23 protein-coding genes are annotated in these 23,642 nt (G+C 39.8%); 8 read left to right on the top strand and 15 right to left on the bottom strand.

The features are described 5' to 3' along the window. Positions 1-18 precede the first annotated feature (18 nt). The 5 genes from CE557_RS04555 (at position 19) to ftsY (ending at position 3,136) form a co-directional block, all read left to right on the top strand. On the top strand, positions 19-1,416 hold the full coding sequence (locus CE557_RS04555) for an ankyrin repeat domain-containing protein (RefSeq protein WP_162790017.1): 1,398 nt from the start codon (positions 19-21) through the stop codon (positions 1,414-1,416). Positions 1,417-1,472: 56 nt separating this feature from the next. After that, positions 1,473-1,730: a 50S ribosomal protein L28 gene (gene rpmB / locus CE557_RS04550; RefSeq protein WP_114910390.1), complete on the top strand. Its 258-nt coding sequence runs from the start codon at positions 1,473-1,475 to the stop codon at positions 1,728-1,730. A gap of 34 nt (positions 1,731-1,764) precedes the next feature. Continuing rightward, positions 1,765-1,950 carry a 50S ribosomal protein L33 gene (gene rpmG, locus CE557_RS04545; protein WP_114910389.1) on the top strand — a complete coding sequence of 62 codons (186 nt, stop codon included), beginning with the start codon at positions 1,765-1,767 and terminating at the stop codon, positions 1,948-1,950. Positions 1,951-1,962: 12 nt separating this feature from the next. Then, on the top strand, positions 1,963-2,121 hold the full coding sequence (locus tag CE557_RS04540; protein WP_114910388.1) for a DUF4295 family protein: 159 nt from the start codon (positions 1,963-1,965) through the stop codon (positions 2,119-2,121). A 70-nt stretch (positions 2,122-2,191) separates the two neighbouring features. Continuing rightward, positions 2,192-3,136: a signal recognition particle-docking protein FtsY gene (gene ftsY, locus CE557_RS04535; RefSeq protein ID WP_114910387.1), complete on the top strand. Its 945-nt coding sequence runs from the start codon at positions 2,192-2,194 to the stop codon at positions 3,134-3,136. 71 nt (positions 3,137-3,207) lie between these two features. Here the strand turns inward: ftsY and CE557_RS04530 are convergent, their stop codons facing one another. From CE557_RS04530 to gyrA, 3 genes are all read right to left on the bottom strand, one after another. Further along, positions 3,208-3,534 (bottom strand): hypothetical protein, encoded by a 327-nt coding sequence (locus tag CE557_RS04530; protein ID WP_114910386.1) that lies wholly within the window; start codon positions 3,532-3,534, stop codon positions 3,208-3,210. Next, positions 3,500-5,062 (bottom strand): tetratricopeptide repeat protein, encoded by a 1,563-nt coding sequence (locus tag CE557_RS04525; RefSeq protein ID WP_114910385.1) that lies wholly within the window; start codon positions 5,060-5,062, stop codon positions 3,500-3,502. The genes CE557_RS04530 and CE557_RS04525 overlap by 35 nt, the downstream gene beginning before the upstream one ends. Positions 5,063-5,161: 99 nt before the next feature. Beyond that, positions 5,162-7,678, bottom strand: a complete 2,517-nt coding sequence (gene gyrA, locus CE557_RS04520) for a DNA gyrase subunit A (RefSeq protein WP_114910384.1) — start codon at positions 7,676-7,678, stop codon at positions 5,162-5,164. Between the two features lie 307 nt (positions 7,679-7,985). Between gyrA and CE557_RS04515 the strand changes: the two genes are divergently transcribed. Beyond that, entirely contained in the window at positions 7,986-8,594 is a 609-nt protein-coding gene (locus tag CE557_RS04515; RefSeq protein WP_114910383.1) for a hypothetical protein, read from the top strand. A gap of 286 nt (positions 8,595-8,880) precedes the next feature. On the opposite strand, the gene aspS is transcribed toward CE557_RS04515, so the two are convergent. The 6 genes from aspS to CE557_RS04485 all read right to left on the bottom strand — a co-directional run bounded on the left by aspS (position 8,881) and on the right by CE557_RS04485 (position 15,952). Beyond that, a complete protein-coding gene (gene aspS, locus CE557_RS04510) occupies positions 8,881-10,275 on the bottom strand; it encodes an aspartate--tRNA(Asn) ligase (protein ID WP_114910382.1) in 1,395 nt (464 codons plus the stop codon). A 30-nt stretch (positions 10,276-10,305) separates the two neighbouring features. Beyond that, positions 10,306-11,295 carry an ABC transporter ATP-binding protein gene (locus CE557_RS04505; protein ID WP_114910487.1) on the bottom strand — a complete coding sequence of 330 codons (990 nt, stop codon included), beginning with the start codon at positions 11,293-11,295 and terminating at the stop codon, positions 10,306-10,308. Positions 11,296-11,300: 5 nt separating this feature from the next. Further along, positions 11,301-12,281, bottom strand: coding sequence for an ABC transporter ATP-binding protein (locus CE557_RS04500; protein ID WP_162790016.1), 981 nt, complete (start codon positions 12,279-12,281; stop codon positions 11,301-11,303). A gap of 2 nt (positions 12,282-12,283) precedes the next feature. Next, positions 12,284-13,144: an ABC transporter permease gene (locus CE557_RS04495; protein ID WP_114910380.1), complete on the bottom strand. Its 861-nt coding sequence runs from the start codon at positions 13,142-13,144 to the stop codon at positions 12,284-12,286. Positions 13,145-13,151: 7 nt separating this feature from the next. After that, positions 13,152-14,138: an ABC transporter permease gene (locus tag CE557_RS04490; protein ID WP_223245894.1), complete on the bottom strand. Its 987-nt coding sequence runs from the start codon at positions 14,136-14,138 to the stop codon at positions 13,152-13,154. Positions 14,139-14,209: 71 nt separating this feature from the next. Next, positions 14,210-15,952 carry an ABC transporter substrate-binding protein gene (locus CE557_RS04485; protein ID WP_114910379.1) on the bottom strand — a complete coding sequence of 581 codons (1,743 nt, stop codon included), beginning with the start codon at positions 15,950-15,952 and terminating at the stop codon, positions 14,210-14,212. 628 nt (positions 15,953-16,580) lie between these two features. Between CE557_RS04485 and CE557_RS04480 the strand changes: the two genes are divergently transcribed. Then, the gene (locus CE557_RS04480; protein ID WP_114910378.1) at positions 16,581-17,360 is read left to right on the top strand and encodes an ankyrin repeat domain-containing protein; all 780 of its coding nucleotides are present in this window, start codon (positions 16,581-16,583) and stop codon (positions 17,358-17,360) included. A gap of 263 nt (positions 17,361-17,623) precedes the next feature. Here CE557_RS04480 and lpxA read toward each other — a convergent pair whose 3' ends face one another. The 3 genes from lpxA to CE557_RS05225 all read right to left on the bottom strand — a co-directional run bounded on the left by lpxA (position 17,624) and on the right by CE557_RS05225 (position 20,198). After that, positions 17,624-18,388, bottom strand: a complete 765-nt coding sequence (gene lpxA / locus CE557_RS04475) for an acyl-ACP--UDP-N-acetylglucosamine O-acyltransferase (RefSeq protein ID WP_114910377.1) — start codon at positions 18,386-18,388, stop codon at positions 17,624-17,626. Beyond that, positions 18,381-19,850, bottom strand: coding sequence for a bifunctional UDP-3-O-[3-hydroxymyristoyl] N-acetylglucosamine deacetylase/3-hydroxyacyl-ACP dehydratase (locus CE557_RS04470; RefSeq protein ID WP_223245893.1), 1,470 nt, complete (start codon positions 19,848-19,850; stop codon positions 18,381-18,383). The genes lpxA and CE557_RS04470 overlap by 8 nt, the downstream gene beginning before the upstream one ends. Before the next feature lie 165 nt (positions 19,851-20,015). Continuing rightward, positions 20,016-20,198, bottom strand: coding sequence for an HD domain-containing protein (locus tag CE557_RS05225; RefSeq protein WP_317048466.1), 183 nt, complete (start codon positions 20,196-20,198; stop codon positions 20,016-20,018). A 614-nt stretch (positions 20,199-20,812) separates the two neighbouring features. Between CE557_RS05225 and CE557_RS04460 the strand changes: the two genes are divergently transcribed. Further along, a complete protein-coding gene (locus CE557_RS04460) occupies positions 20,813-21,757 on the top strand; it encodes an Rpn family recombination-promoting nuclease/putative transposase (protein WP_114910484.1) in 945 nt (314 codons plus the stop codon). Positions 21,758-21,867: 110 nt separating this feature from the next. On the opposite strand, the gene CE557_RS04455 is transcribed toward CE557_RS04460, so the two are convergent. The 3 genes from CE557_RS04455 to CE557_RS04445 form a co-directional block, all read right to left on the bottom strand. Next, a complete protein-coding gene (locus CE557_RS04455; protein WP_114910375.1) occupies positions 21,868-22,329 on the bottom strand; it encodes an ankyrin repeat domain-containing protein in 462 nt (153 codons plus the stop codon). Continuing rightward, the gene (lpxD, locus tag CE557_RS04450; RefSeq protein WP_114910483.1) at positions 22,289-23,290 is read right to left on the bottom strand and encodes a UDP-3-O-(3-hydroxymyristoyl)glucosamine N-acyltransferase; all 1,002 of its coding nucleotides are present in this window, start codon (positions 23,288-23,290) and stop codon (positions 22,289-22,291) included. Before lpxD ends, CE557_RS04455 begins: the two co-directional genes overlap by 41 nt. Positions 23,291-23,369: 79 nt before the next feature. After that, entirely contained in the window at positions 23,370-23,561 is a 192-nt protein-coding gene (locus CE557_RS04445; RefSeq protein ID WP_114910374.1) for a hypothetical protein, read from the bottom strand. Positions 23,562-23,642 lie beyond the last annotated feature (81 nt).

Genomic DNA, 23,642 nt, shown 5'->3' with positions numbered 1-23,642 from the left:
AGTCCTAGGATAAAAGGAATGGTTCAACTGTTCAAAAAAAATGACCATACATTATCAGGCAATTTAAAAAAACCCAACGCAAAAAAAGGTAAAACAACCAGAGCAGAGGCGCCATATCCATATCCGTTACATAAAGTAGTGTGTGAAAATGACTACAAAGCGGTTGCCGCTATATTAAAAGCAGATAAACAGCAATATAGCCGTGCATCTGATAGACGGGTTAACCAGCAAGATATACAACAGTATTTTCCTATCCACTGGGCAGTAAGTAAAAAATTCTCATACAAAAGTGGCAATGAGGCTAAGAATAACATAGCCATATTAAAACTATTGTTGCATCATTACCAGAGCAACCAAGTAGATAAAGACAACAAAACGATCCTACACTGGGCGGTATATAATGAGCACCTCAATGGTGTAAAAGTAATATTAGAATTTTTGAGCAAAAAATTTTCAAATGTTATCCATCAACATGATAACAATGGATTGACCGCATTACATTATGCCGTGGATTTTAATGAACAAGGGAAATATAGCGCAAAACAACTTGAAATTTTACAAGAAATATTGCAGTATAGTGGTAGGCATATCAACACAACAGACCGCAATGGCATGACTGTCCTGCACTGGGCAGTAGCCAATAATAATCAAAATGCAGTAGAAGCAGTTGTAAATTATGCAAAACGAATACTGCCGCAAGCAGCAGCCAAAACATTTATACAACGCAAAACAGCTATCAATCCAAAAACAGGTATAGGCGCTTGCACGGCTATATATTGGACCGTAAATCCAGAACATTCAGAAGAAAATGAGGAGTCTACTCGTGAAACAAGTTTACAAATCTTCCAATTTTTATTACCTGAATACAATATTAATGATCAAGATAACCAGGGGAATACTCTAGCACAATGGGCAGCTGTGCTAGGTCGTAAGGATATCCTTAAGGTACTGATTGCCCAAGATGCTGATCTCACCATACAGGATAAAAGAGGTCGAACGGTTTTGCATGCTACCCTTGAAGCCATAGATAATGCGCGTGCCAAACAAGAGCAAGCCATTAAAACGCAAGATTTTAAGGAGATGCAAAAAATCTGTACGCTCATTAAATCCCTTACGCATCAATCCATAGTTTCCCCTTCTAATCCCAAAACATTGGTGATCGTACAATACCATACAGGCGAGGATGATAGTATACTTACTCAATTACTAAGTTTACCACACGCTAGAGCGGGTTTATATAAATCAGATATAAAGGGCCTTACGCCCCCCAATCTAGAGCGAAAATACAAACTTTTCCAGGAACCTATTGCAGCTGCCAACCAGAAAACGTCAAGAGTAAAAACAAAAAAAAGACCCTATGATGATAGGCAAAGCAACACCAACATGATACCCTTTAAGAAAAGGATTATTCAATAATTTGAATAATCCTTTCGTTACCCTATATTTGTAAGTATTTTAAAGCATAGAGAAGCATGGCAAGAATTTGTGATATAACGGGAAAAAAGCCCATTGTAGGGAATAACGTATCCCATGCAAACAACAAAACCAAAAGATGGTTTTACCCAAATTTGCAAAAAAAGCGTTTTTACATTCCGGAAGAGGGTATTTGGATTCCATTGAAGGTTTGTACTTCTGTGATCCGTACCATCAATAAGAAGGGGATTCATGCGGTGTTAAAAGAGGCCAAACAGAAGGGAACGCTGTCCAAGCAATACCACTGGTTGGTTTAAATGTGTGAAACCTCGTAAAAAGTAATAAAGCAAAATGGCAAAGAAAAAAGGCGGTAGGGTACAGGTAATCTTAGAGTGTACAGAACACAAAAATAGTGGCGTAGCAGGTATGTCCAGGTATTGTACAGAAAAAAATAGAACCACTACTACTGCACGCATGGAATTAAAAAAGTATAATCCTATACTCAAGCGACATACCCTTCATAAGGAAATTAAATAATTATTAAATAGCATGGCAAAGAAAGTAGTAGCCACCCTTTCTAAAGGAGATACGGTTAAGTTAACTAAGTTGATTCAAGTAAAAAAATCAGCAAAAACAGGTGCTTATACCTTTCGTAGCAGAATTGTACCCTCTGAGGTAATCAAAGAGATTGTAGCTAGCAAGGCATAGTGCTCTGCTACCATCCTGCCTGGGGGCAGGATAGGGTTTTATAATCTTAGTATTAAGCAGGTTACTTACTATGGGTATTTTTGATTTTTTTGCTAAGTCAACCAAGCCGCATTTAGTAGAAGCATTGTCTAAGACGCGTCAATCTTTTTGGGGGAAGCTATCTAAAGTGATTGCTGGCAAGTCTACGGTTGATGGTGAAGTACTGGATCGGTTAGAGGAGTTGTTGATTGGTGCAGATGTGGGTGTAGCTACAACGCTTAAGATTATAGGCGCCATAGAGCAACGGGTTGCACGGGATAAATACCTGACCACGGCTGAGTTAGACCAAATTTTACAGTCTGAAACGGAGCAACTTTTACATATTTCCTCCCCATCACAGGTAGCTACACCACCCGTCTATCCGCATGTCATACTGGTAGTAGGTGTAAATGGTGTAGGCAAAACCACTACTATTGGTAAACTGGCAGCACAGTTTATAGCACAAGGGAAAAAAGTTACGCTGGGTGCTGCCGATACCTTTCGCGCAGCAGCGGTAGAACAACTAACGATTTGGGGCAATCGTGTAGGAGCAGAAGTAGTAGCACGAGCGATGCAGTCAGATCCTTCCTCTGTTGCGCATGAAACGATACAGGCAAGCCTACGCAATCATACAGATGTAGTGATCATAGACACGGCCGGTCGGCTGCATACCAAAGTACATCTGATTAATGAACTAGCCAAAATTAAACGAACCATTCAAAAGTGTCTTCCTGGCGCTCCCCAAGAGGTATTGTTGGTGTTAGATGGCACCAATGGGCAAAATGCCTTTCTGCAAGCCGAGGCCTTTACAGCAGCTGTAGCTGTAACGGGTATCATTGTTACCAAACTAGATGGGACCTCTAAAGGGGGTATGGTGCTAGGTATAGCAGATCAGTTTTCCATCCCCATCCAATACATTGGTATAGGCGAAAAAGTAGAAGACTTAAAATCTTTTGATCCTCACGCATTTGTTGCTTCTTTATTTCAAAAATGGTAAGAGAAAAGCTGCTTTAGCACAAAAAACCACCTCCCCTCCCGCTCACGCATAATGAAATATACTACCTACCTCTAGGGGTATAGTAACTTGCTATATTCGGACAGCTTGTCCTTAATTTGTATGTGTTCAGCGCAGTGGTTTTTTGCGTCAAAAAGAACCGCCCCTGTAAAAAGTCGTGGTGTAGAAAGTGGCATTTTACAGATGATGTAGAAAAACAGTTTCCTTTTAAGCCCCCGAAGGGGGCGCTTTCTGTTTTTCCATCTGTCAGATGACACTTTCAGCGGCTTTTTACCGAGGGCTTGATTTTTTGTCCACTTTTTTATCAAGAAAAAAGTAGGATAAAAATCATTATTTTTCAGTCCATTATACCTGGTCTTGATGCCCAATAAATGGATCATCTTCAAGAGGGCATTTCTGCTTTTGCATCGCTTGCAATAGCTTATAGGCAGCCCTGTGCTTTTTTAAGTGATAATAGCTATAGTACAAAGCTTGTGCAACTTTATGATCTTTTTTATCTTTTCTATGCACCATTTTTAAGTAATACAAAGCTTGTTGCAGGCATTGTTCTAATGCTGTTGCCGTTTGCACCGACTTATTAGCAGCCCATGCAGTGGCAACTTTTCTATGGATGTAGCCATACAAAGGACTCGTACAGGGTACCTTTCCTGCTTGTAATAGATGAACTAGGCGACTTACGCTACTATGCTGAACCAATGGATGCGCATATACGACCCATATAGGACGGGTAGAAAATGGTGGTTCCTTAGGAAAAAATCCCCTAGGTAAGGCGCTATTGCGCCAAATCGTATGCAGCCATAAACGCTGCATCATTACATGCATTAATCCGAACGATTCAACCAACGCAGAATAGGCAAGTTGCTCCTTTTGTCGGTTTAATTTTAGGATGTCGGTATATAGTTTTATGGCTTCGTTATAAAATATAAAACCCACTTGGCGCAATGTATCATATTGATGTGGATGCTCCTGTAAAAGCTCCTGATAATAACCAGTGGCCTCCTGAATACGACCTTGATGTTCCAACAGATAAGCATATGCATAATAGGCATCTATTTTTTTATCTTGCAACCCAACCTTTAAAGAGGTGCTATAATCATCTATGCTTCCAGAAGTTTCATAGATCAAACACTTTTCTTCTAATAACTCATTATGAAAAGGAAATTGAAGGAGTGCTTCATTTAAAATAGCTATGGCCTTATCAAAATTTTTAAGCTTATGGTAATGAATAGCAGCCATAGCACGTGCAACCGCAAAATGCGGCCCGTGGACTGCTACATAATCTTGATAATAACGCAATGCCTTTTCTGGCTGATCAACACTATGATAGACAATAGCCGTATACAACAATGGAGTCGGCTCTTCCGGTAAGATACGTCTACAAATAGCAAATTGCGCTAAGGCTTGCTCAACTGCTTCTTGCCTATAGTAACCTATACCCCTATTTAAAAAGTAAGACCACAAAGCGGCTACATTATTCAGGGTAAAACTATAAAACTGCTTGCTTTTAGATAGACTTAATTTCTTAGCCTGCGCATAGGCGGCAAGTGCTTCATCTAACAAAATAGATACAGTGGATGCTTCAGCAATATGATCCCTTACAAGTCGATCATAGATCACCCCTCTATAATACCACGTAGCAGGATGGCCTACCAACTTATTGTTTTTAATGGCTGCATCTATAGCTAGTCGAGCCTGCTGCGCATTAGAGAGAAGTGATGGATCAGCTGATTGGGTGTCATTAGCCGAACCATCTCCTGATCTAACTGTAACCTGATCAGACTTGGGCTTAGCACTTTTCTGCTTATTTTGACCTTCAAAGGTACGCACAATGCGTGCGATGGATGCAGGTATAGCAAAAAGAGACGAGGGAGTGACTAAAAATATCAGTAAAAAATAAAATGTATACATGACCGCTATATAACTAATTGAAAGCTGTTTGTACCCTTAAGGCGGGCTTAAATGGACAAGCAATAAGTCAGTTAACAAGATACTATCTATAATTGAACGCTATACGCTCATTTCATCTGACACTGTATCCAATGATTGCGCTATACCTGCTTTAGGTTCTTCGCCATCTTCTAACACATCGATTCTGGCTACCGAAGCAATCTTATCATTTTTGCCCAACCGAATCAATCGAACGCCCTGAGTAGCCCTACCGATCAGGGGTAAGCTACCTACTTCAATCCGAATGGCCACACCAGACTGGTTCATAATCATCAATTCATCCTGGTTTTTCACCGCATGAATCGCAACTAACTTTCCGGTTTTTTCAGTAATCTGAATGGTTTTCACACCTTTACCACCTCTTTTGGTAATCCGATAGTCCACCAGAGGCGAACGTTTACCATAGCCATTTTCAGAAACCACCAACACATCTAAATCAGATGTTGGGAAACAGGCCATACCAATCACGCGATCCGCTGCATGCCCCAACGTAATGCCTCTTATACCAGAGGCCACACGGCCCATAGGGCGTACATCTTGCTCATTAAACTGCGTGGCCCTTCCAGACTCTAAGGCGAGTACAATGTGATGACTACCATTGGTTAGCTGCACATCTAATAGCGAATCGCCTGCTCGAATCACAATAGCATGAATCCCATTGGCACGTGGGGTAGCATAGGCACGCAAAGGGGTTTTTTTAATAATCCCTTGCCTGGTAGACATCACTACATAATGGCTATCTACATAGCTATTATCTTTCAAATCCCTCACCTGAATAATACTACGCACCTGATCTCCAGGTGCTATATTGATTAGGTTCTGTATGGCTTTGCCTTGTGTAGTCTTTTTGGTTTCTGGTATGGTATAGACCTTTACCCAATAGATCTTTCCATACTCGGTAAATATTAACAAATATTGGTGTGCCGTAGCTATAAATAGATGTTCTGTACAATCATCTTTTTTAGTGGTAATGCCCCTAGCCCCTACTCCCCCTCGACCTTGTAACCGATAGTCAATCAATGGAGTCCGCTTAATGTAACCTTGGTTGGAAATCATAATCACCATTTCCGTATCTGGAATCATATCTTCCATGGTAAAGGCATCTGCCTCATACTCCACTACGGTTCTACGTGCATCACCATAACGCTCTTTAAGGGCAATGAGTTCTTCTTTAATCAACCGCATGCGCAACGCCTTATCAGCCAATACCGCTACTAAATGGTCAATAAGTTTTTGCACTTGATGATGTTCTTCCACTATCTTTGCACGCTCTAAACCGGTAAGCCGCTGCAAACGCATTTCTAGAATGGCTTTTGCTTGTACTTCACTCAAGGGAAAGGTTTCCATCAATGCAACTTTAGCTACTTCTGGATCTTGAGCACCACGAATCAACGCAATGACGCTATCTAAATGATCTAAAGCGATAAGATAACCTTCTAATAGATGTATTTTCTTCTTGGCATGCTCTAGATCAAAGGTAGTCTTGCGTACCAATACCTCATGCCTATGGTCTACAAAATGAACAATGAGTTCTTTAAGGTTTAAAACCTTAGGCCTACCTTCTACTAACGCTACATTGTTTACACTAAAAGAGCTTTGTAGTTGGGTTTGTTTGTAGAGGTTATTGAGTACCACATGGGCTATGGCATCTCGTTTGAGATCATAAACAATACGCATACCCTCCTTGTCTGATTCATCCCGAATATCGGCAATACCTTCTATTTTTTTTTCATTCACCAGATGTGCCGTCCGCTCTATCATAACCGCTTTGTTCACCTGATAGGGTATTTCAGTCACAATGATTTGCTCTTTCCCATTAGCGGCCACTTCAACCGTAGCTTTCCCACGCAATAGCACACGCCCCCTGCCTGTTTGAAAGGCTTCGCGCACTCCATTATACCCATAGATGATACCACCAGTAGGAAAATCAGGGGCAACCATATATTCCATTAATGCAGAAATGGTAATGTCATGATCCTCAATATAGGCCACAATGGCACTTAAGGTTTCCGATAGATTATGTGGAGCCATATTGGTGGCCATACCCACTGCAATACCAGACGCACCATTTAAAAGCAAGTTGGGTAGCTTCGCAGGCAATACAACAGGCTCTTCCAAGGAAGAATCAAAATTAAACTGAAAATCAACAGTATCTTTATTTATTTCTTTAATCAGCTCCTCAGAAATACGTACCAAACGGGCTTCGGTATAACGCATCGCTGCAGGCGCATCTCCATCGATAGAGCCAAAATTACCCTGGCCCTCTATAAGAGGATAACGCAGTGACCAACTTTGAGCCATACGGGCCATCGCTTCATAAATGGCTACATCACCATGTGGATGATACTTACCCAGCACCTCTCCTACAATTCTTGCAGACTTTTTGTAAGATTTACTTTGACTGAGCCCTAGCTCATACATACCATACAATACCCGCCTATGTACAGGTTTTAACCCATCCCGCACATCAGGCAATGCCCTGGCTACAATCACAGACATAGAATAATCTATGTAGGCATCGCGCATTTCGTCCTCTATATTGATGGGTATAATACGATCTGTTGGTGTGCTATCCATAAGTGGGGTATTAAGGGTTTAGAAATGGTTAAAAATACGAATAAAATGGATAAAAATGGACCGAAAGCGCAACTTTCGCAAGATAGCTATAACAAGCAGATAGGCGCAGCAGAATAGACCCTATCCTCAATGTATTTGAGGCGCATAGAAAAGACACAATACCCAAATTGCTACGCGCAATAGATATTGCATAATAAAAAAATATTTATTAATATTAAAAAAAAGAGAACTATTCCTAATCAACCAACAGATTCAGATGGAGTAGGCAAGTTTTTATTTTAATCACACATAATTAGATAGCATATCAATGTTTACTAGAACAGTTTATTTATTATATCTACTCATCCTAGGAGGGTGTAGCCATACCATGCATCAACATGGTATACCTAATGGCATGCAACCAAATAGTAGAGATTCTTGTTGTTTTGCGAGCAGACGTGCTACAGATAAGAACGAACAGGCTATGGAGCGTATATTCCAGGAGCAATATCCTACAGTTAAAGAGGAGTTAAGCGACTATTTTCTTTACTATGCCAGATACCTTAAGGAAACTCCAGTTCACAAGAAGAACCCTGTTAACACGTTTCGCGAAAAAATGGAGACTATGCTACCTAACCATTTTAATATAAAAGCAAACGACTATACTTATGATTATCTTGGTTATCAAGGCATTAAGATATTTTCTATAGATATAAATAATCAGCTATCTAATGTGATCAATAACAATATACCGGATAATCTTATCAATAATTTGCTTAGCCATACCTATACGGAGTATAACATGAAATATGGCGTTTCTAAACATGCAAAGCAGTATGCAAAGATGCTTGCTGATGCTATGGCTGAGACGGCTATTAATGCTGTATTATTCATACTGCAAAGACCTTCGAATACTACTTTATTAGCTTCTCCATAGACGTATCTATTCCAATCACAGTTTTTTTGCGTTAAAAGTAAAACGCCCCTGTAAAAAGTCGTGGTGTAGAAAGTGGCATTTTACAGATGACTAGGCAAAACAGTTTCCTTTGAAGCCTATGCAGTGGGCGCTTTCTGTTTTTCCATCTGTAAGATGGCACTTTCAGCTACTTTTTACCGATGGGTTGATTTTTTGTCCACTTTTTTATAAGGAAAAAAGTGGGATAAAATCCATTATTAACCAATGGTGAGAATAGACACAAATAGCCTACCCATGCTTTACCTGATTAAGGATGCAACCGCTTAGGATCACGTGGAAAGAGATTACTGTAACGTACATCTGGTAGACCTAAAAAATATTTCAACATCCGTTCTAACCCCATGCCCACACCAGCATGAGGCGGTGCACCATATTTAAATGCATTCAAATAATGGGAGATGGTAGTGGGGTCTATGCCCATCTCACGGACACGTTCTGATAACATGGTATAATCATCTATTCTTTGTGCACCAGAGAGAATTTCTGCACCGCGCAACATAAAATCATAGGCATGGGTATATTGACTATCATCTGGATCAACCATAGTATAAAAGGGACGCACACGAGATGGATAACGGGTAATCACATATAAATCTGTGTGGTACTTTGCTTTTACAAGCGCACCTAACTGTTTTTCCTCCTCCGTAGACAAATCATCTAACGCCCCGCGCTCCCTGCCATGGGACCTTAACAAAGCAACCGCATCGGGAAAAGACACCACAACCAATTCTGAGGCAAGCGTGAGCCTAGGGACCTCAAAAAAAGATTGTATAATGGCAATCTCTCGATTATATTTTTTATTCAATGCACCAAAAAGATCAACCAATAGCTGATATACCAGACGGACTACTTCCATATAGTCCCGATCTATAACCATTTCAAGGTCAACACCTATAAACTCTGTTAGGTGTCTATTGGTATCGGAATTTTCTGCACGAAAGACGGGGCCCACCTCAAATACACGCTTAAAATCACCTATAATTGCCATTTGCTTGTATAGCTGCGGACTCTGTGCCAAACAAGCCGGCTTGCCAAAATAGTCTACCTTAAATAGATCTGCACCACCCTCAGAAACACCCCCTATTAACTTAGGTGTTTTGATTTCTATAAAACCATGCTCGCGTAGATACTGTTGTATATAAAAAAGCATCCCATCATTGATGCGAAAAATAGCCTGCGCCAAATCGGTACGCAAATCTAATACGCGGTTATCCAATCGTTTTACATACTGAATAGATGAAAAGATTTGATTTTCACCTTTTTTATCTTCTATAAAGGCTGCCTCTTTTAGGGTAATCGGCAAATCTAATACAGACCTACTAAGCACTGTATACCCCATTATAGCTAACTCAATCGATTGCTTAGAGCAGGCCAATACGGCTTTTTCAGCGCAATAGACCTGACCAATGATTTCAATAAAAGATTCATTTTCAATGCTACGCAATAGCTTATAATCCTCTATAGCAAGCTGCGTATCTGCTTGATTTTTGACAAGCACCGCCTGTAAGGTATCAATACCATCGCGTAAAATCAAGAATAACACCTGCCCGCAGTCTTTTTTGGAAAAGACCCTACCTCTAACCCTAACGACTTTCTGACTATCTAAAGTAGAAAGATTTTTAATCTCTGAAAGTGGATACATATGTTTAATAGAATGATATAACTATACTATTTAATTGACTTCTGGAAAATGACACGCTACTTGATGATTGGCCCCTTCTGTTTGCGCCAATGCTGGATGAATGGACCTACATGCTTCTGTTGCTTTCCAGCAACGTGGATGAAAGTAACAGCCACTAGGCAGCTCCCTTGGGCTCGGCACATCTCCTTGTAGGATAATCCGTTCCTTTTGCCTAGATGAATGAATAGTTGGTATAGCAGAAAAAAGCGCTCTCGTATAGGGATGTTTAGGGTTTTGATAGATTTCTGATGCGGGAGCAGCTTCTACAATTTTTCCCAAATACATCACTGCAACATGGTTGGCTATAAATTCTACTACCCTTAAGTCATGTGAAATAAAGAGATAGGTTAATCCTAGTTCTTGCTGCAAATCCATTAAAAGATTGATCACCTGCGCTTGTACTGAAACATCTAACGCAGCAATTGCTTCATCGCAAACGATAAAGGTAGGCTCAACGGCTAACGCCCTTGCGATGCAAATGCGCTGGCGTTGTCCTCCAGAAAGTTCATGGGGATACTTATATAAAGTAGCTTTAGGCAGTTGCACATAATCGAGTAATTGGTAGATTCGCTGGGTAGATGCCGCTTTGCTATCCGCCAGATGATGAATCTTGATGGGTTCCTCTAGGATCTCCTTAATAGCCATTCTAGGATTCAAAGCAGCATAAGGATCTTGAAAAATAATTTGCATCTTTCTCCGTATGCTACGCATCCGCTTAGCACTACAGTGCGTAATATCTATCCCATCAAAAATAATACGCCCAGCCGTAGGCTCCACCAAGCGCAAAATGGTCCTACCCAATGTAGTTTTACCACAACCCGATTCGCCTACTAAACCTAGTGTCTCTCCCTGGTATAGGGTAAAGCTTACATCATTCACAGCAGATACGGTACCAACCCGATGACCCAAGAGATGATGCTTTACAGCAAAGGTCTTATACAGGTGATCTACTTCTAATAAAATTTGTTTATTGGTTTGCATACCCCTCACGATTTAACGCCACCTTGTAATGGATAAAAACAGGCTACAGAATGGCCAACGCTTGCTTTTTCAAGGCGTGGCTTGCTCGTTCTGCATCGATCTTGCACGTTGGGACAACGGTCTTGAAAAGAACAACCAATAGGTAGATCTGATAAGGGAGGCACCACGCCATCAATGGTGCGCAACCTACGAATGCCACCAGATAAAGGAGGAATAGAATCCAATAATGCTTGTGTATAGGGGTGCAGTGGCACATTAAAAATAGTTTTTACGGAGCTCTTTTCTACAATACTACCACCATACATAACAGCCACCTCATCACATACTTCAGCCACTATTCCAAGATCATGGGTAATCAGTATAATACCCATATTTTTTTCCACTTGGAGCCTTCGTATCAAAGCCATAATTTGCGCCTGCGTCGTCACATCTAAAGCAGTAGTAGGTTCATCTGCAATCAATACAGATGGGCTACAAGCCAGTGCAATCGCAATCATTACCCGTTGCCGCATACCACCTGAAATTTGATGGGGATATTCCAGCATACGCTGATGAGGAGCAGGTATGCCGACTAGGGTTAGCAAGGCTATACAACGTATTTTCGCCTCCTTTGGTGGAACCTGTTGATGCAACTGAATGGTTTCCATAATCTGTTCACCAATGGTAAAAACTGGGTTGAGTGCCGTCATAGGCTCCTGAAAGATCATGGCCATACGGTTGCCACGTATTTCTTGAATCTCTTTTAGAGAAAGTTGTAAAATATCCTTTCCTTCTAGAAAAATACCCTGTGCCATAATCGTACCAACAGGTGGTTCAACGAGCCGCATCAATGAAAGGGCCATAGCTGATTTACCAGAACCAGATTCTCCAACAATGGCTAGGGAATGGCCAGCAAAAAGATCAAAGGAAACATTATTGACCACTGTGGTCATCTTTTTCCCTGTATAATACTGCGTTATTAAATTTTTAACCTCAAGAATTTTCATGCTTATCGACCTTTTAACTTCGGATCTAATAGATCTCGCAATGCATCTGCTAAAATATTAAACACAAGAACGAGTAAGAACATGGCCATTGTAGCAAAAACAAGCTCCCACCAAATGCCCCTCAATAGTCCTGTTTTGGCATCACTAATCATAATGCCCCAACTAGGCTTATTTTGAATGCCCATACCCAAATAAGAAAGAATTACTTCATATTTTATTGCAGTTTGAAAGACTAAAGAAAACTGATAAATAATCAATGGAAGCATATTGGGCAATAGATGTACAAAAATTTTACGGCCACTACTAGCGCCAATAGCTGAAGCAGCTTGCATATATTCTCTAGCCTTATGGCGCATCACTTCACCCCGAACCAGTCGACAGGTTTCTGTCCATTCTGTTATAACCAATGCAATACAAATCGTCTGTATGCCTTTCCCCAATACAAAGGCGACCACCATGAGTAAAATCATCGTGGGAATAGCCGTTACAACGGTATAGAGCCAAACGATACAGGCATCTATTAGGCCACCAAAATAACCCGCTAGTATACCAAAAAGTGCACCAATCACAACGGTCCATAAAGCTACTACAAAACCCACATGCATGGCTACTTCCGTACCATGCAACACTTTATCCAAAACACTTCTACCCAAGATATCTGTACCAAAATAATGCGCGCCATTAGGTGGTTGATAAGAGGCACCCACTTCTGCATGCCAATTAGCAGCCACCCATCCCATTTTAGTAGATATGGCTACTAAAGCATAGCCCAATAAGGTTACAAAACAAAAAAGGTTTAATGTATTGCCTAACAAAGCGTTTTTACCAAAACCAAATGGATGGAACCAATTACGTTTATGCATAGTCTTTCTACAATTTTATGCGCGGATCCACCAAAGTGTATAATACATCACCCACTATATTACACAAGACACTAAGCACCGCAGCGATTATCGTAACGGCTTTAATCGTTGGAAAATCGCACAGGCTGATTGCATCTATCACCACATTACCTAGCCCTGGTATGCCAAAAAAATTCTCTATCACTACATAACCAAATAACAATGATGGAAAATCTTTCACAAAGGTTGTAACAATGGGAACCATTACATTTTTAAAGATGTGTTTAAACAACACACGCTCTTCTGGAAGTCCTTTTGCCCGTGCGGTACGCACATAATCTTGATACATTTCTTCCAACATAATGGTTCTATAGAATCGATAGTGATAACAAAAATGAAGCAATACCAGAATAATAGTTGGTAAAATGATGTAAGGCATAGAGGCTAAAAAGCCTTTTTCATAACCCATTATTGGAAAAATCCTTAATTTGCAAGCAAAAAACAACTGGCCAATTAGAATATAGACCAATATAGAAATACTAGTCATTACAATGCAAAAGGTGACCAATAGACGGTCCCAAATGGTTCCCCTATATTGGGTCATCCAAAGGGCAACCGATATTACTAAACTATTCCCTATTAAAAAAGCGGGCAATGTAACGGTTAAGGAGACCAGCCCACCCTCTTGAAATATTTTTAAAATATACTGCTTGGTGGTCCAGGAGTAGCCGAAGTTAAAGGTAAAGGCAGACTTTAAAACTTCCCAGTATTGGATATACCAAGGCTTATCTAAACCTAATTCACGGGCAAGCAGCACCATAGCTTCTGGTGTAGCATATTTACCCAATAAAATAAAAGTGGGGTCTCCTACGAGTACATTAAAGATTATAAAGACTAAAAAAGTAGCTCCTAGGATAACCGAAAGCGCATAGCACAATCTTTTTAGAAGGTATAAAAAAAGACGCATCATAAAAATGAAAGAGCGGTTACCCTTCGTGTACACCACCTCTTCCATTTACCCACATAGATTACAAACAAATAAAAGGCTGTATTATACCCGAAGGGAAGATACGAATAGCTGGAGAATTACTTGATAGCCTTAACTTTTGCAGCCATATCCACCGTAATATACGCATCTAGAGATGGACAAAAGTGATTAGAAGCTACATTTCTAACCCAGTTGTAGTGCAGGTATTGCTCAGGGACATGCAAGGCATAAATCATAGGTACTTCTTCAGCAGCTATTTTATTTAACGTTAGATAGCATGTTGCCCTTTCCGCATCATTGGTTGTACACATCGCTTTATGAAAGAGTCTATTAAAATCAGCATTTTCATAGAATAAACCACACAAGTCCTTGCTACTGATCACCTGTAAAAAAGTAGAAGGTTCCGGGTAATCAGCTTGCCAGGTCAACAGGTGCATCATAGTTGCCCCCTTAGCAATCTTATTCCAGTGTTCTGCGGGCACATTGGTTACCACTTGAATTTTTATACCAATATTCGCCATACACTTGGCAAAAAATTCTGCTCTATCTTTACAACTTGTTCCCACAATCGCATCAAGCGTAATAACAGGTAGCCCTTTTCCATCTGGATAGCCTGCTTTAGCTAAATATTCTTTTGCACGCTCAAGGTTATAACCATAGGAGACATGTAAGCCATCGGCCTCACCCATTAATACAGGTGGCAATAGAGACTGTGCCAGCTGAGCAGCACCTTTATAAAAGGCTTGGCTATAGGCTTCCCGATCAAAAGCCATAGACATCGCCTGCCTTAAATAGGTATTTTTAAACACCTCATGGCTATGGTTAAAGGCAAAAAACTGAGTATTCACACTAGGAGATTGCACCAAAAGCAACCCTTTTTTACTCCATTTTGGCAAAAGAGCATTGTTTTCAACCATATTCAATGCAATACTAGAACCCGTAATGGGTGCTATATCGAGTTCTGCACTTTCTAGTTTTAAGGCAAGTGGCTGCTCTTCGGTAATAATATTAGTCACCACCTTATCCACCAAAGGCAACCTTTTACCAGCACAATCCGCTATGATAGACTGATACGACGCATCCCCCTCAACAGGGAATAATTTTTCCCTAAAGGAAGGATTCTTTACAAAAGTCAACTGCTTGGCTTGCGGATTAAATCCGCCCTCTAAGATAAAAGGACCTGTACCTACCGGATGATTTAAAAACTCAGGACCATAGTGCATTACTGCCTCTTTAGCAACCACAAAAGCAACCGGCATAGCTAAAAAATGTAAAAATGCTGCCCAAGGTTCCGTAAGGGTAACTTGTAGGGTATAGTCATCCAACACCTTTAACCCTTCTACCTCTTGCGCATAATCTGGTTGCTGTCTCCATGCATCCAACCCTTTGATTTTACCATCTATAAGGCCAAAATAAGGCACTATATTTTTAGGATCTACCAGTCTTTTCAAGCTAAAAACAAAGTCAGATGCGTTGAGCGCTCGGCCTTTACCATTTGGAAAGCAAGGATCATCCTGAAACAGCACACCTTGCTTAATTTTAAAAGTATAGACCAAACCATCTGGAGAAATCGAAGGTAGGTCTTCAGCAAGATTGGATACCAACTCGAAAGGGCTTTTTAAATAATGATATTCATACAACCCTTCATAGATTTTACCAACCACCTCTACAGAATATTTATCACTTACCCTTATTGGATCCGTACCATTAATGGAAGATAGCGTTACATTGTTTAATGTGGGGGTAGCAAGCAACTTCTGCTCTTTCTTGTATTCTTGATAGTAGATAGAAGCAAAAACCCACACCGCCATCAATAATAATATTGTCCGTTTACTAATCATAATGAATTGTTTATAATTTTAAACCTTAAAAAGTATATGCAAAGCCTAACCACAACAGGCTACCCAAGGTACTAATAGGCGCTATCGAATAAAGTTATACAAATAAATCGATAACAATCAGCGGCCAATTTAATTTATTTTACTGTAATAAACAACTGACAAGGCATTCTTACGGGCTACTATTCAGCCTTTGGGCAATATGAAATAAGAAAAAATAGATAGAACGCTATACTATGCTAGTAATCTACTGGAATCTTTATAGGTCTTATTGGCGTAGGGTGAGGGACTTTATAGGGTATACATACATTTGCTTACACAACTTCCTTTACCTTAAAGCACATTCCATCCATGAAAACGATCGGATAAACCAATTGAGGAAGACAGTTGCGCCATTCATTAATAAGGGTTAAAGAATGCAATAATAAACTGACCCAGATTTACAAAAAAACAGATCAAAAATCTAGAGGCGAAAAATAGGCAGATATAAATTGAGTAGATGGGAGGTAAAAGTTATTTGCCTTTTGATAAAAAAATTTTTAATCTATTAAAGGGATAATCATTTATCTTATTTCTGCGCGAACAGATCATTTATATTTAACTATCAATTATTATCAAACTTTTATTCACCATGAAAAAATATTTAATTTTATTGCCACTAATTACATCTTGTAATGGGCTAGGAAGGTCTGGTATGTTGGGAGGCGAGACAATCCAACATGGGGAAAGTGAAATTACAAACAAAGAGCAGGATATGGATCCAGATCATATCTTTACTCAACCTCCTCTCACAATAATCTATAACCTTTTAAACGTTTCTCAAAATGATTTGACACTCAATATAATTATTAAGAATGCCTCAGCAATTCAAAAAGCGCTTCCAAGAATGATGGGTAAAGAATCTATACCCCATTGGTTTGAAGAAAAGTTTTTTGAAGCTGTCATGAAGGGTGTTCCTTGTCAGGATAATCCTATGGACTTGCTTAATGCAATAAATTCGGGTTCCATACCACTCGTCAAAACGTTACTCAAGTTATGCAGTTATAGTAAAGATTATATAAATACAAGCTTTAACCTTAAGTGTGATGTTAATATATCAACATGTAAAACTGACAATGATAAATTATTATTCCCTTTATTTCTTTCAATAAAGAAAGGATTTCTAAAAATTACTGAAGTGTTATTGGACCATGGAGCTAACGTGAATGCATCAGATAACTTGGGAAATAATGCTTTATTCGATGCAGTAGCTTTAGACAATGAAGAAAAAGCTCAAAAAATGGTTAAAATATTATTGAAGGCAGGCGCTAATATCAAAGCAAATAAAAATAATGAAACACCTATAGATGTTGCAGAACGCCTTGGTCGCCAGGGAATAGTGGCTCTCTTGGAAGAGGCTCTGCCTAATTAAGTATGTAAATTATTTTTTGAGTTTTTAAATTCTATCTATGTGTTCAGCGCAATGGTTTTTTGCGTTAAAAGAACAACGCTTCTGTAAAAGGTCGGGGTGTAGAAAGTAGCCGCTTACAAATGATTAGGAAAATAGTTTCCTTTGAAGCCCCCAAAGGGAACTGTTTTCCCATCTGTAAGATGTCACTTTCAGCGACTTTTTACCGAGGGCTTGATTTTTTGTCCACTTTTTTATCAAGAAAAAAGTGAGATAAAATACCCTACTTACATAGGTATTATTTTTTTCACAATACCTCTATGGCTGCTACGTATAAAAGAGAGGATCATTTCTTTTTCTTGCGTATGGTCAACCCGTTGCTCGACCTCTTCTAATGCCAAAGGTAGTAATAATTGACTTTGATAAATCAAAAGATAGCTATGGCATATGCTATTCCACTGCTCTTTAGTAAAGCCATGGCGTTGTAATGCGACGAGGTTGATGCCACAATAGCACAATGGTTCTCTTGCTACTTTAATAAAAGGGGGCACATCTTTACGCACAATACTTTTAGAAGCGACCATACTATAGGCTCCTACGCGCATGAACTGATGCACAGCTGCCATACCGCCTATTACTGCATGGTGGTACAGCTGTACATGGCCGGCTAATTGCACGGCATTTGTAACGGTCACATGATCTTCAATGATACAATCATGGGCCACATGTACATAGGCCATAAGCAATACATAAGACCCTACAACGGTATTGCCAACAGTGCCTCTATTAATGGTAACAAATTCACGTATAACAGTATGATCTCCAATTTCTACATAGGTATTTAAGGCAGCTGACTTGCGATCTTGCGCAACCGCGCCAATGACGGCACCTGAAAAAATCTGACAGTTTTTGCCAATACGGCTTCCGGACATAATGGTCACATGAGGCGCTATATAGGTGCCCTCACCTATGACTACATCTTCCTGAATGGTTACAAAACTGCCTATGGTTACTGCTTGACCCAGCGTAGCACCGGGATGGATATCATTCATGTTGCTTCACAATTTGAGCCAATAAGACTGCTTCGCACACCAAATGTTCACCTACAAAAATACGACCTTTTACCTTTGCGATCCCTATAGACTGCTTTTCAGTAGTACTAAATTTAATAGCTGAAAGCAGTACACAATGTAATACCAGGGTATCTCCAGGCACGACCATACGACGGAATTTACACCCATCAATAGAGAGAAAATAAGTTAAATATTCCGCTGGGTCCGGTACCTTATGCAATACCAATAGGCCACCGGTCTGTGCCAATGCCTCTACCTGTAGAACGCCAGGCATAACAGGGGTACCAGGAAAATGGCCTTGAAAAAAGGGCTCATTCATCGTTACGTTTTTAACCCCAATTACATGGGAAGAACCTAGCTCCATAATTTTATCTACCAATTGAAAGGGATAACGATGGGGTAGCATGCTACTGATCTGCTTTACATCGAACAGGGGTGGAGCCTCTAGGTCACAGATGGGAGCTCCTTTGGCTTCTTGCCTAAGCAAATGCTTTTGCAAAGCAGCCACAAAAGGTATATTAGCCCCATGCCCAGGCATATGGGCAATCAGTTTCCCTTGTAAAGGCCTACCCAATAAGGCTACGTCACCGATTAGGTCCAATAGTTTATGACGTGCTGGTTCATTAATATAACGCAAGGAAGATGGATTGGTAGGTAGGACCAAACTTTCAATTTTCTTACCAGATAACTGGGCGACCTGTTGCAAACACTCTGTGTTATCACTATGCTCAGAAAAAATAACTGCTTTGGCAGGATCTCCCCCCTGTAGCAGTCCCTTGCGATACAAGGCAACTACTTCATCTAAATAGGTAAAGGTGCGGGCAGCGGCAATCTCTTCTTTAAAATGGACTAATGTAGCTAGGTGTGCATATTGATGGCCTATTGGCCATCTATTGTAGGCAAGGGTTACCTGCAAGCTATAATTGGTATCAGGATAAACTTCATAATGGCTACCGGTATCAGGGTCATCATAGACAAACTTTTTCTTAAGGCTAAAAAAGGTTCGGGGCGCTTCCTGTTGCAGCCGCCCTGCCTCTAATAGCAGCTCCACAAAAGCCAAGGCACTTCCATCTAGATCTGGGACTTCTGGCCCATCTAATTGTACACAAATATTATCTATCTCCAGCCCTACAATAGCGGCCAATAAATGTTCTACTGTAGCTACCCGTGCTTGCTCTTTTGCCAGCACTGTACCCCTTTCTGTTCCCACCACATAAGCTACAGATGCCTCTATACAAGGCTGATCAGGTAGATCTACTCGTTGAAATTGTATACCTGTATCCATGGGCATAGGGGTTAAGGTAACCTTAACCTTTTTACCGGTATGCAGCCCAATGCCTTCAAAGCGAACAATATGTTGAATGGTCTGTTGTTGGTGATGCATGGTAAAGATTTGTTTAGAAAATTGTATACCACTTTTTACACAGGTACACTGGTTCATGGCACTACCAGATAACTATGCATATATTGCGACGTAGTATGGATATTTTTCGTTGCCACTATTACGTGTACAGCAACAGGAATCATACTAGGTATTACTTCATGTTATATGTACATTTAGTGATAATGGTTTGATAAACTGTGTGCATTTCATTAACTATTCAACTTACAACACCCAACTTAACCATTTATCCCAATGGGATGTAAAAATCAATGTTTCTTCAACTATTCTTTTTTGTTTTTCCAATGCATACACGTCAGCGGTTTTTAGGTTATACAACCGATCCACTAATTTAACCAAAATAACTCTGACATCTTTATAATCAGCTATTTTTTGTTTATTTTCTATTGCTATCTTTTTCTATTCTATACCATCCATATGGGTAACTTTATCAACTCCATGGACTACTACTCTTCCATGTTAATAGGCTATTTGATCTAAAAAGAGTAGTATGTTTTCTATCGTATCATACGGAATGGATTTGAGTGATGTTTCTCCAATAGAGTTTATTAAAAGTAAAAGATATAGTCAAGTCTATTGAGCAAATGTAATCAGAATCAAGATAGTTAGTTGTAGGGTCGATCAGTGGCTCAATGGTCTGAACATGTTTCCATTACCCCATCCAACACATCTAGTGTACCATGGGGTGAATTTAAGGTATTTATATTAATAAACCATCACAATCAATACAATCTAATTTAAAACAACTATAAAAAGATATTTGGTGGTATGACTCGGTTTCCTCTGTTCTAAAACATGTATATTTATTTTTTAATTACTTTCAATTAAAAAAATAACTTGATACTTTGATGAAAGATCATCCGAATATAAGTCAAGATGATTCATTTATAATGATAGATAGTACATTGATTTATTAAAGCAAATTTTCACCCATTTCAACCAATAGATTCTTGCTATACCATAAAAAGTTACTATATTAAAGATAGATGTTATATACCCCTATGGTGACCTCAAAGTTTTTAAATCCGAAGAACGACGTAGCTTTTCGCAAGATATTTGGTAGTGAAAAGCATAAAGATATTCTTATTCACTTTATCAATGATGTGCTGGATCTACATGGTCCAGATAAAGTAAAAGAAGTAACTTTTCTTTCTACAATTCAGGATCCGGATATTGCTTGCAAAAAAGAAAGTATAGTAGATGTACTATGCACAGACCAATATGGCAAGCAAATCATCGTAGAGATGCAAGTCGCTCCCCGAGAGGGCTTTGAAAAAAGGGCACAGTATTATGCTGCAAAAGCCTATTCCAGACAGCTCAATGCAGGGCAAGAAATAGGCGCTAGATATCAAGATCTTAAAGCAGTTATTTTTATCGCTATTACAGATTATATTGTTTTTCCTGACAAAAAAGACTACCTATCCAATCATATCATTTTAGACGCTAATACCTACACGCATGATCTACAAGATTTCTCTTTTACTTTTATAGAACTACCCAAATTTAAGATTACCGCTATAGAAGACCTCTCCACCATGGTAGAGAAGTGGTGTTACTTTTTTCGTTATGCTTCCTCTACGAGTGAAAAAGATGTTAGCAAGATACTAGATTCTGATTTGGTTATTCAGCGCGCTTATGAAGCTTTAAATCGGTTTAACTGGTCAGAAATGGAATTACTTACCTATGAACAAGAGATCAAGCGTATCATGGATAATCAAGCAGTAGAAGACTATATGAAAAACCAAGCTAGAAAAGAGGGTAAAATAGAAGGTAAGATAGAGGGTAAGATAGAGGGTAAGATAGAGGGTAAGATAGAGGGTAAGATAGAGGGTAAGATAGAGGGTAAGATAGAAATCGCTCAAGTTATGCTTCAAAAAGGATATCCTATAGATGACATTGTCCTTCTTACTGGCTTATCTTCTTCTCATATTGAGCAACTTATATGATTGATAGGTATGGATTTATAAAATCCATACCTATCAATTTTTCCACTTTTTACAAGACACATTTTTTATCAGGTATGTATTGCCTCTTTTTGGGTTACGTGACTATAATACTAAGTAAAATTATAAATCATTTTTAATAGCTCTCGATTATTTTGTATCTTCGCTAGGTCTATAACAGTATGGCCATTTGCATTTTTTTTATAGAGATCAATTTTTCCTGATTGCAGCAATGCTTGCACTACTTCTATATGGCTCTGATAAACGGCCAAATGCGCAGGGGTCCAGCCGCGACACTCTTGTAGATTGACATTAATATCTCCTATCTTCAGTAATTCCTGAACCATTTTTACATTTCCATTGTAAGATGCTATATGCAAAGGAGTTCGATGGTCTTTACTTTGTGCATTAACATCAATACCTAAGTTAGTAAATCCTAATAAGGCAGCCATTGCTGAGTCAATACCACGTTCAACTGCCAGATGCAAAGGAGTAAAACCATCATTGCCTTGATCAGCAAAACTGCAGAGGGCCTTACGTTTTTCTTTCTGGTGCCAGCTTTTTAAATCGCGCATAGCAAGCTAAGAATTTTTTATGTTCAAAAGCAGGTGTACCGGAAAGGGTAATATGGCCTTTTGGAAAAGAGCGGGTAATACCAGCCCTGCCAATGGCTGTGATATGATCGCCTAAATGAAGGTGGCCGGCAATACCTGTTTGCCCACCCAATCGACCATAATCACCTATTTTAGTGGATCCAGCAATCCCTACCTGTGACGCAATACCGGTATGCTTGCCGATTTGCACATTATGAGCGACCTGGACGAGGTTGTCTATTTTCGTTCCTTTGCCTATTAGGGTGCTACCTACCGTAGCCGCATCTATGGTGGTATTGGCTCCAATTTCTACATCATCCTCTAAGCGTACCTTACCAACCGAAGGGATCGCTTTGTAGCTGCCATCTGGATGGGTTAAAAAACCAAAGCCCGCACTACCCACTACGGCACCAGCATGGATGACACATCGGCTACCTATTTCCGTATAGGCAGCTATTTTAGCCCCACTATAGAGTACGGTATGGTCTCCAATGGTTACATGGTCGCCCACATAAACATGTGGATACAGTTTGACCCCTTTGCCTATGACCACATGGTGGCCAATATAGGAAAAAGCACCTCGATAAATATTCGCTCCTACCTGAACTGCGTTGCCTATATAAGAGGGAAATTCTATACAGGACTGCATAGTCATTCTTTGCTGCTGCACTTCCTCGATAAGCAAGCAAAAAGTGCCATATGGATCTTCGACGCCGATCAAAGCCACTGCTACTGGTGCAACGGGTGTAAAATCTTTAGCTACCAAAACAGCAGAGGCCTGGGTCCGGTAAAAAGCAGCGGTATATCTGGCATCGGAAAAAAAACCAATCCCTCCGGGTGATCCATCGTCTAATGTACAGAGATGGGTCAAAGTGGTCTCTGAACTACCGGCTAAGCATTTTCCGTTAAACCGATCGGTCAATTCTGATATGGTCCATTGCATGGTCATAATTTTAGGAAAAGTTACCTTAGTTGTGCTTGATAAACTAAAAAATAGCTACTTTCGATCGCATTTAGTTAGCCTATAGGAGTTGCTTTATTTGTTGGATGGATAAACCTGTAAAACGCATAATCTTATCTGCAGTCTCGTCTTCTTGTAGCATTGCCTTAGCGATTGCTATGTTTCTTTGCGCTTCTCCTATTTGGATGCCTTCGTTGCGCGCTTGCTCGATTGTACCCGCTTCTATCCTCAACCATTTCAAAACGATCCTCATAACTTATTTAAGTTATATAGACATCATCCAATTATAGGCATGGCCTAAATTACAGTGTCTATGCACGACATGGGTTAGTAT

Origin of the sequence: Cardinium endosymbiont of Sogatella furcifera (assembly GCF_003351905.1) — a bacterium.
In the GTDB taxonomy this organism is placed as follows: Bacteria; Bacteroidota; Bacteroidia; order Cytophagales; family Amoebophilaceae; genus Cardinium.
The sequence above is the reverse complement of the archived record's forward strand: the minus strand, read 5'-3'. Positions and strand labels throughout refer to the sequence as shown.

Bases quoted from the DNA above. Each gene is read 5' to 3' on its own strand.
- CE557_RS04530 (WP_114910386.1), bottom strand. From the start codon at position 3,534: ATGATCCATTTATTGGGCATCAAGACCAGGTATAATGGACTGAAAAAT.
- CE557_RS04525 (WP_114910385.1), bottom strand. From the start codon at position 5,062: ATGTATACATTTTATTTTTTACTGATATTTTTAGTCACTCCCTCGTCT.
- CE557_RS04500 (WP_162790016.1), bottom strand. From the start codon at position 12,281: ATGAAAATTCTTGAGGTTAAAAATTTAATAACGCAGTATTATACAGGG.
- CE557_RS04460 (WP_114910484.1), top strand. From the start codon at position 20,813: ATGGTGACCTCAAAGTTTTTAAATCCGAAGAACGACGTAGCTTTTCGC.
- ftsY (WP_114910387.1), top strand. From the start codon at position 2,192: ATGGGTATTTTTGATTTTTTTGCTAAGTCAACCAAGCCGCATTTAGTA.
- CE557_RS04555 (WP_162790017.1), top strand. From the start codon at position 19: ATGGTTCAACTGTTCAAAAAAAATGACCATACATTATCAGGCAATTTA.
- rpmB (WP_114910390.1), top strand. From the start codon at position 1,473: ATGGCAAGAATTTGTGATATAACGGGAAAAAAGCCCATTGTAGGGAAT.
- lpxA (WP_114910377.1), bottom strand. From the start codon at position 18,388: ATGAATGATATCCATCCCGGTGCTACGCTGGGTCAAGCAGTAACCATA.
- CE557_RS04505 (WP_114910487.1), bottom strand. From the start codon at position 11,295: ATGCAAACCAATAAACAAATTTTATTAGAAGTAGATCACCTGTATAAG.
- aspS (WP_114910382.1), bottom strand. From the start codon at position 10,275: ATGTATCCACTTTCAGAGATTAAAAATCTTTCTACTTTAGATAGTCAG.
- CE557_RS04540 (WP_114910388.1), top strand. From the start codon at position 1,963: ATGGCAAAGAAAGTAGTAGCCACCCTTTCTAAAGGAGATACGGTTAAG.
- CE557_RS04455 (WP_114910375.1), bottom strand. From the start codon at position 22,329: ATGCGCGATTTAAAAAGCTGGCACCAGAAAGAAAAACGTAAGGCCCTC.
- CE557_RS04495 (WP_114910380.1), bottom strand. From the start codon at position 13,144: ATGCATAAACGTAATTGGTTCCATCCATTTGGTTTTGGTAAAAACGCT.
- CE557_RS04485 (WP_114910379.1), bottom strand. From the start codon at position 15,952: ATGATTAGTAAACGGACAATATTATTATTGATGGCGGTGTGGGTTTTT.
- rpmG (WP_114910389.1), top strand. From the start codon at position 1,765: ATGGCAAAGAAAAAAGGCGGTAGGGTACAGGTAATCTTAGAGTGTACA.
- lpxD (WP_114910483.1), bottom strand. From the start codon at position 23,290: ATGCAATGGACCATATCAGAATTGACCGATCGGTTTAACGGAAAATGC.
- CE557_RS04470 (WP_223245893.1), bottom strand. From the start codon at position 19,850: ATGAACCAGTGTACCTGTGTAAAAAGTGGTATACAATTTTCTAAACAA.
- CE557_RS04490 (WP_223245894.1), bottom strand. From the start codon at position 14,138: ATGGAAGAGGTGGTGTACACGAAGGGTAACCGCTCTTTCATTTTTATG.
- gyrA (WP_114910384.1), bottom strand. From the start codon at position 7,678: ATGGATAGCACACCAACAGATCGTATTATACCCATCAATATAGAGGAC.
- CE557_RS04480 (WP_114910378.1), top strand. From the start codon at position 16,581: ATGAAAAAATATTTAATTTTATTGCCACTAATTACATCTTGTAATGGG.
- CE557_RS04445 (WP_114910374.1), bottom strand. From the start codon at position 23,561: ATGAGGATCGTTTTGAAATGGTTGAGGATAGAAGCGGGTACAATCGAG.
- CE557_RS04515 (WP_114910383.1), top strand. From the start codon at position 7,986: ATGTTTACTAGAACAGTTTATTTATTATATCTACTCATCCTAGGAGGG.